Source organism: Corynebacterium sp. HMSC055G02 (genome assembly GCF_001809065.1).
Classification (GTDB): Bacteria; Actinomycetota; Actinomycetes; order Mycobacteriales; family Mycobacteriaceae; genus Corynebacterium; species Corynebacterium jeikeium_D.
The window spans coordinates 40,059-48,045 of sequence record NZ_KV795670.1 but is presented as its reverse complement, the minus strand read 5'-3'; the positions used below and the strand labels follow the sequence as shown (position 1 = coordinate 48,045).

General features: G+C 51.6%; 8 protein-coding genes. 4 read left to right on the top strand and 4 right to left on the bottom strand.

Annotated elements, in window-relative coordinates:
* Positions 1-232: 232 nt before the first annotated feature.
* From HMPREF2547_RS08165 to HMPREF2547_RS08145, 4 genes are all read left to right on the top strand, one after another.
* The gene (locus tag HMPREF2547_RS08165) at positions 233-544 is read left to right on the top strand and encodes a hypothetical protein (RefSeq protein ID WP_070605490.1); all 312 of its coding nucleotides are present in this window, start codon (positions 233-235) and stop codon (positions 542-544) included.
* A gap of 605 nt (positions 545-1,149) precedes the next feature.
* The gene (locus HMPREF2547_RS08155; RefSeq protein WP_070605486.1) at positions 1,150-1,932 is read left to right on the top strand and encodes a hypothetical protein; all 783 of its coding nucleotides are present in this window, start codon (positions 1,150-1,152) and stop codon (positions 1,930-1,932) included.
* Positions 1,925-2,410: a type II toxin-antitoxin system VapC family toxin gene (locus tag HMPREF2547_RS08150; protein WP_070605484.1), complete on the top strand. Its 486-nt coding sequence runs from the start codon at positions 1,925-1,927 to the stop codon at positions 2,408-2,410. Before HMPREF2547_RS08155 ends, HMPREF2547_RS08150 begins: the two co-directional genes overlap by 8 nt.
* A 335-nt stretch (positions 2,411-2,745) precedes the next feature.
* Complete coding sequence (locus HMPREF2547_RS08145; RefSeq protein WP_070605483.1) at positions 2,746-3,606, top strand: siderophore-interacting protein; 861 nt, start codon at positions 2,746-2,748, stop codon at positions 3,604-3,606.
* Between the two features lie 537 nt (positions 3,607-4,143).
* On the opposite strand, the gene HMPREF2547_RS08140 is transcribed toward HMPREF2547_RS08145, so the two are convergent.
* The 4 genes from HMPREF2547_RS08140 to HMPREF2547_RS08125 form a co-directional block, all read right to left on the bottom strand.
* The gene (locus HMPREF2547_RS08140; protein WP_141744347.1) at positions 4,144-4,902 is read right to left on the bottom strand and encodes a hypothetical protein; all 759 of its coding nucleotides are present in this window, start codon (positions 4,900-4,902) and stop codon (positions 4,144-4,146) included.
* A 35-nt stretch (positions 4,903-4,937) separates the two neighbouring features.
* Entirely contained in the window at positions 4,938-5,531 is a 594-nt protein-coding gene (locus HMPREF2547_RS08135) for a hypothetical protein (protein ID WP_141744346.1), read from the bottom strand.
* A 103-nt stretch (positions 5,532-5,634) separates the two neighbouring features.
* Positions 5,635-6,294, bottom strand: a complete 660-nt coding sequence (locus HMPREF2547_RS08130; protein WP_070605475.1) for a hypothetical protein — start codon at positions 6,292-6,294, stop codon at positions 5,635-5,637.
* Positions 6,288-7,847, bottom strand: coding sequence for a serine/threonine protein kinase (locus tag HMPREF2547_RS08125; protein WP_141744345.1), 1,560 nt, complete (start codon positions 7,845-7,847; stop codon positions 6,288-6,290). The genes HMPREF2547_RS08130 and HMPREF2547_RS08125 overlap by 7 nt, the downstream gene beginning before the upstream one ends.
* Between the last annotated feature and the right edge of the window lie 140 nt (positions 7,848-7,987).

Below are 7,987 nucleotides of genomic sequence, written 5' to 3'. Positions count from 1 at the left end.
GATGTCACCGAACCAGACACTCTCTGGGGCACAAATACCCTCGCCCTGAACTGGCGTTTAACCTGTTCGGGCAGGGTTTCCCCTATCCGACTACCCCCCCGCTAATACAGCCGGATACAGCCCTAAACAGTGCCGTATGTCGTGGAAATGTCGTGCGGTTCCCGGGCATGCCTAGGTACATCAATCGGCACGGAACTTCCGTTGTGGGACCTAAGCGCGTGACGAAGGATGAGTGGGCGCGTATCCGCGGAGACATCGAAGCGACCATGACGAGGAACTGTCGACGCTTCACGACTGTTACATCGTTCTCGATTCCTTGTCACGTGTGCCGCTCGAGGCCGGCGAGGTTCCTTCGACACGGGAGGAGCTTCACCAGGTGTGTCAGCGCGCCGGAGTGACCACTCGAGCGGGTGTCCGCGCCGTGGAGAATCTGCAGGCCGTACTGCACCCCGAGCTGGAGGGCACCTATCACGTTCCGCTGAACCAGGTAATACGTCAGGCCGACCCGTATTCGTGGGATGGGTGGATGCGGATTCGGCAGTGAAAGGACGCGAAACAGCGCGCGCGCCGTTGCTCGGGTACAAGGAACTCGTGTTCGCTCTGGGACTCGGCGCCGGATTGCGAGGCAAGGAGATGGACGAGCTGACGTGGGAACAGGTCGAGATGCAACGAGATGGCAACGTGATCCTTCGGGATGTGGATGGGCGAGACGTGCCCGTGATGAACCGGTGGGGTGCCGTCATGGCTCTCGCTCATGGCGGTGAAGGCCACGTGTTATACCCGGGACGGAAGGAGCGATCAGGGATCGCCGGTTCCGTGTTAGCTCGAAGCATGAATGAGGGGCTGCGTCCGTCGTTGCCGAGGATGAGGCCGAACGGTTGATGGCGGGGGTCCTGAGGATTGGGTGCGCCGTGTAGCGGGGGTCGGGTATGAGAGGCAGTGGGATGCTCTTGTGCGGGGATTTGCTAGGGCCAGTTGATACGCGGGAGTGACGGGAGGCGCTTCGGGACGAGGACGATAAGCTTACCCCTGTCCAGGGGTAACAGGCGAAACAAGAACCACAGGTATTCGGCATGTTTTACCCGAGTAGCTCTGCAGGGTCGGCCCTCTAACTAAACTCAAAGTCACCGATATACAAGGAGGTGACACATGACCAATCAAGAAAACTCAGAGACCTCAGCCCTTAGTCTCAAACTTGACGGCACCCTGCAAGACATGGACGCGAAGACTGTCCTTACAGGCCTGGAACTACTCACGAAGCTGGTGGCCAGCTTTACCGATGAGCCAGTTAAGATGGGCATCCTCGAAGAAGGAAGCGCTGTGACAGGCGTGCTGGCACCTCCTGCGGTTGAAGCTGAAGTACTTGATGGAATTGCTCACCTTCGCGACGGTGGAACTATTCCCGAGAATTGGACATTCAAACAGGTTCAGTGGGTCCGTGATCTAACGAAGCTTGAATCAAAAAGTGGTGTCACCGGCGTCCGATTGAGTCCTTCCGGCGCTTCGGGAGATGTGCACCTTGACGCGCCCTTGCGAGAGGCAATCGAGTCCATTTTCAAAAAGATTCCTCTCTCGCTGGGTTCGGTTACGGGCGAGCTGTATTACTACTCCGCCAACAAGGGGCAATTTCATGCCAAGCTCCACCCTGTGTCCGGCGGGCCTATCGTGAAGATCAGTTTCACCGAAGAATTGGATGAAGAACTTCGTAGTGGGTTACGAGGCCAAGTCAGTGTCTATGGTCTTCTCAAGCGTCACCCCGAGACACATGTTGTTGAAGAAGTTGATGCACGACGTATACGGGTTATCCGGTCCGAAGCTCCCGCGCGGTCAGGGCGAGGGATTTGGACGGACCTCAAGGAACAAGGTGTCACGGTGGATGCGTTAATGAAAGCAATTCGTGGAGAGAATGAGGTAGGTAGCGCCAATGGCTAAGACCCGAGAGGCCGTCAAGGTTGCCGTTGATACGTGCCTGCTTTTGGATATGTTCCTTGACGAGGAACAGACGTACGCAGAACGTACCGCGCGTGTCTTCGAAGACCCGAAGTTCGAGGTCTACCTGCCTACGCTGGTCGGTGTTGAGGCGGTTTCGGCGCCAAGAATGCGGGGCGGGCAGCAGGTAGCGCCTATCTCCAATAAGCATATTGACGAAGCCAAAGAGTTCTTTGAGTCAGCAAATGTTTTCTGGGTTGAGCTTGATGAATGGGCGATGCGTCGTGCGCAACAGCTTGGGCCAGAAAGGATGATCAAGCCTCAGGACGTTGCGATTCTGGCCTGCGCGATCGAAGCGGGGTGCGAGTACCTGTTCACCAAAGACGAGCCACTCATCAAGGCGAGCAGAGGTCTGGAAGGCATTGAGGTATGCCATCCACCTACTCTCAGTGGCACTCAGACCGCGTTGAAGTTGACCTAACCCTTTACTGGTGAAAACAGAGTGGGAGCTGTACGGGAGACAGTAAGGGCGATTGACGCGAGACAGTGCCCTGACCAGCGGAAACAAAGATAGAGGGTAGGGAGTTACATGAAGGCCCCCATTTATTACCCCCCCCCCGTCGCGAACTGGTGTTTTTCTTGTTCAGGCGGGGTCCTTTATCTTCTCACGACCAGCCACAGCGCGCTCCTACTCACAGGAATAGTCATCATCAACAAGCCTCCATCCACCTTTATGTTAGGCCTACCTAATCGTATGGCGTGTAAATTTCCGCCAGTACAAAACAGCCCCAGACTTGTTGAAGGACAGTGACAACCATGGCTGACCTAGCTAAAGCAGCAGCACCGAAGCGCAAGCCCCGCAAGGCACACGAGGCAACAGTTACTGGACGTCGCCAGATTTCCCCAGACCTTGTTCGTTTGAGCATGAACTCGCCTGCATTTGTGGGCAAGGAGCTGGAGTTTACCGACCATTACATCAAGTTACTGTTTGTGCCAGAAGACGCTGATTACTCCTGGCCGTTCGATATTGCGCATATTCGCGCCGAACAACCGCGAAATAAACTGCCAATCACCCGCACCTACACTCTGATTAATCTGGACTCCGAAACCGGCGACTTCGATGTCGACTTCGTCACCCACGGCGATTCAGGCCTGGCTGGACCGTGGGCACGCGTAGCTGAAGTCGGAGACAAGCTTGGCTTCTTAGGGCCAGGTGGCGCATGGGGACCTGCGGCCGAATATGGACACTTTGTACTCGCCGGCGATGAGTCCGCAGCACCAGCTATCAGCGCCGGACTAAAGCACCTCCCAGAAGGCACGACCGCAACCGCATACATCGAAATCGAAGCCGAAGATCGCAAGTTTGAGCTCCCAACCCGAGAAGGCGTGGAGGTCCATTGGGTCCTCCGCAACGGCGCAACCCACGGCACAGAGCTATCCCGCGCAGTGCGCGAGGCGGGCATTCCAGAGGGTAAGGAAACTAACTGGTTCATCCACGGTGTCGCCGAGATGATTAAGGAACTGCGCCGCTTCCTCTTCGTTGAATCTGAGATCCCGAAGAAGGACGTTTCGATCTCTGGCTACTGGCGTATCGGTATGACCGAAGACCAGTGGCAGTCCTCTAAACGAGAATTCAACGCTGAGGTTGAGGCCGAAGAGGAAAAAGCCAGGGCCTGACGTTTGCTCGAACGTTAGTACTTGGCTAGGTCTTTTAGCGATGAGGAAGATCGAACCCATCACTCATACCCCACCCCACACTGCGAACTTAGGCATTTAAATTGACCGCCCGGCCCGGCCATAAACCCATTCGAAGGAAATACGGATAGTCGGCCACACCGTGCGTTATTAGCAGTGTTTTACTGGCAGTACTCGCTCGAGCGCTATCTATCGACATATCTTACTTTTGTAGTACAGTCGCGTAATGGATGCTGCTATAGCGAAATAGAAGAGACTGCCTGATAATTATGGGAAAGACTAATCCCTCGGCTAAGCCACAACCCCGATGCATTTAGCCGACATACGAGCGCATGCCCTCAAGAACTCGACAGCGTTATCTGGCTCAGGAGCGCAGAAACCGGAGATCTTCTGCCCCGGGCATGCTTATCGGTGTTTAGCTGGTGGGAACGAATAAATCGGGAGTCTCACAACAGCTGGTAGCTATTGAAAGCCAGTAGCTAGCTTTCAATAGCTACCAGCGTGCAAAATTCAAATACATCAAGCAATCCGAACCGGCTGTACGATTGTTACGTTGGGCAGTCCCTTGAGCCCGTAATCAATCTCTAAAGTGTAATCGCCGGGTATGTCATTCATAATTCCCGCATCAAAATTACACGGGTTAACAGCTGACTCAGCTAACTCGTTAACTTCATCAATCCAAGTACCGTCAGAATACTTGACTGCTCGATTGATGCCATTTTGGTCATCCATTCGAATATCCATAGCACACCTGGACTCGGTGATTTCTTCACCGTCAGGTGTAAAACCTGTTATCTTTACCCAAATATCTGAGTAGTAATTATCACCGCCCTTTTCTACTACCTCCTTATCGCGGGGGTAAATGAACTGAGAATTCATGTTCTTTTTATAGAATTCGACATTGATTTTTCCGAAGCCGAATTCTTTCAAATCCTTGAATGTTGCCGTTACATCCGTCGCAGCATCACTCGACGGTTGCAGTTGCGAGACAACCAGACGATTTCCGTCGATTTTAGCGCCACCAGAGGCCATGGGGACCTTCTCCCCATTCTTACCCGTGTCTTGAGACGAGCTTTCCGCATTTTTCGACGAGGAAACTGACGAATCTTGTTCCGTTGACAGATCGGCCGACCGGGAGCTTTCCGCATCGGTAGCTTGCGTAGTGAACGTAGGAGCTCCCTCACGCTCAGCTTCACCATTAACACCAGCTCCACACCCCACAAGCATCACCGACATAGGTAGTGCGACTACTGTTGCAACAATCTTTTTGCTTTGCATTTTGCCGTCCAATCACTTACAACCGAAAGTCTCGACTACCATCCTGCCGGCTCGAGAGCGTCATCAATATCGGGCCACTCACACAACTTCCAATCACCGTCTTCTTTAACAAATTTAACTGAATCATCACCGATCATTTTTTTAAACGATGCAGTATTTGATTCAAGGACTGCCTCTTCATCCGAAAGTTCCGTAAACGTTGCCTTATCGATTGCTTTGTTCACAGACTTCAGTTTCGAATCAACCGATTTTTTGTACTGCTTGATGTCGTTTTTTAGTTCTTTTTTGTCAGGAATACCAGACCCAGATTCCAAATTTTTCATCATTTTGTAAATATCATCTGAATCTGCCTCGTCCGGCATATCTTCCGAATGCTCGGAACAAAACACCTTGTGATATGACTTAGCAGTATTATTGAGCTGCTTTTCTAACAGCTTTTCAGCCTTATCGGAATCGCCATAGTTCACTTCATAGGTTGCATCCATAGTGGCCTGCAACATATTGGCAGTCGCAGAAGAATATTCTTTCAGCGAATCCTGAGCAGCGCTCTCAGCTCCACCACACCCCGCAAGCAAAAGGCTCGAGGCTCCTACCAGCGCCAATACAGTGTGCCGCTTCTTCATATTCATGCATCTCCTTAATGCCCTTGACCCAACGACCAGAATCATAGCAAAGCACTTAATGAAAGTTAAGGATTCTAGGGAATGCTCCCCACCCGCTCAGCGAATGTAGTTATCCATCGAAATCACTGACGAGGCCAGTTTGATACGCATATCTAGCCAAACTAACCCTATATGGCCTGTTCAGAGGTCTATCTTGTGCGGAAATCTGTTTAACCAAATTTTCAATCTTGGAGTTGGTCTTCTTCTCGGTCCACCCCAGAGTTTGTGCACACTGCGCAACTGTCGGGATGGCCTCGTCACCTACACCTGGGTATTTTCGTAACTTCTCAGTTAACACAATCAACAGTTGAGCTTGCTCACGGTTAGTTCGAATTGCACCACGCGTCGGATCGTTATCATTCTGACTAGGAGCAGGCATTAACGGGGACAGTCGGGGTCCGGTGATCTCCAGCGACAGTTCATATTTCCTTATAATGGTCTCAAAGACGAGATACCACTGGCCATTCGGGATGAAAAGTGATTCCTTCGGCCCGAGGATCATATTCCCTGCTCCATCCTGAGCCGAAACAATCTGTACGACTACCCGATCTCCTAGGTTGTCCAGCTGCCATACCCCCTGATTATCCCAGACTTGGAGCAATTTCCGGTGGAGGTAAGGGTCATCGCTTCCGATTACAATCTCCGCCGAACGCCCAATAATTACTCTATTTCCGGGTTGCATTGAGTAAGACCTGCCCAGGTCATCACAAATAGCAAGACTCTTTAACATACTGGCACCTCAGTGGCTCGTTCCGCCACTCGATTCCCCCACAGCAGCAATGCGAATTCACCGTTCTTGTGTTCGGGAATTAAATACTCATTACCTTCTGATGTAATCTTGGAGATTTCACAAATTCCATTGCTGAGTCGACTTACATTCCCTTCTGGAATTGACGCTTCAAGGGCTTCCTGGTTGGAGAATTGTGTGATAACAATTCCTTCCCCATTTCCTTGGCACTGAACCGACTCAACCTGCCCGTCACCAGGCTCAACGTTTTTACATCGGTATCCCCTCCACTTATTCTTGCCTACAAGTTTTGGAAACTCTTTAGCAATATTTGTATTGGCAATAGCACCGTTCTCTTCCTGTATTTTGTTGAACGCCACATAGCCTCCAACGGGTACTGCCACCAGTAGAACCAAGGTGAGCACGATAGGGGTTTTAGAGCGTGAACGACCACTGCGGTCTCGTCCAACTCGCGTTTTTCGGCGATTGTACTGGGAGTATTCGCCAGGTCGCCCAGTAAGGGGCAGTGCTTTAGTTTCTTCTGGTGCAGTTTGCCGAGCTCGGCCCGTGTCGTAGTTCAAACTGTCAGTTTTTCCTACCGCTTCAACGAGAGCCCGCAGGAAATCCTGTGCACTCCCATAGCGGTTCGCTGGAATTGGATCCAACTGCTTCTCAATCACGCGCTTAATCTTGGCCCCGTAGGGTTGTTCCGAAGGAAGCAGCCGCGATACATCGAAATCAGGCACTCCACGGTTGAACCGCCATTGTTCAGTCGTCCTAGTTTGCCTAGCCCCCACGAGGGTTAGCATTTCAAAGGCGATAAGCCCTAACGCATAGTTATCAGTAGCCGGTGTCGGGTTACTCAACTCCTCAAGGTAGTCACTATTTCCGGATTGGAAAAGCTCTGGAGCACAGTATGATTCTGTACCAATCAGCACGTAAGGGCTGGTAAGTCTTGTAGCACGTTCGACAATGCTGATACCAAAGTCCGTCAATACCGAAGGTGATTGCTGTCCGGCATTTTCTGCAGGGAGCAAAATATTCGCAGGCTTTATGTCTCTGTGAATAATTGGGTCTGGCTTATGTCCATGCAGGTAGTCCAGGGCACTGGCAATCGGCATCAGAATCTCTACCGTTTGCTCCACAGAAAATGGCTGATTTTGCGTTTTCCTGTGATTAATTTCTGTGTGTAGATCGTTACCCTCCACGTACCGCATGAAAAAGTACGGGACACCTTCAGGAGTCACATCACTATTAAAAATTTCGACAATCGCTGGATGCCGCAGCGAAGCTAGCGTCCTCATCTCTTGCTGAAATCGCGCTTTTTGGTTGGTGTCGTTTGCCGTTTCGTTCGAAAAGACTTTTAGGGCCTCAACTCGTTGCAAGTCGTTTTTCCGAACAGCCCAAACGGTCCCCATGCCCCCTTGGCCCAGTGCCCCTAGAAGCTCTGCGTTTTGCCGACTTCGAAGGTGCTCGGCTAGCTCTTCTCTGTTCATCGCTCTCAAAATTGAAATTTCAGGGTGAAACGTACTTCCGCCCCGGACTTTACTACGCACTCGATGTAGTTAATCTAACCAGGAGGACTACGTACTCTGCTGACCTATCTTATATATCCCCTTCATTTTTCTTGAGTTGGTCTTGGTAGCCAACCGAGTACCTTCCTGCCAGGACCCGGTTAAAGAGCTCACCGCAAAAC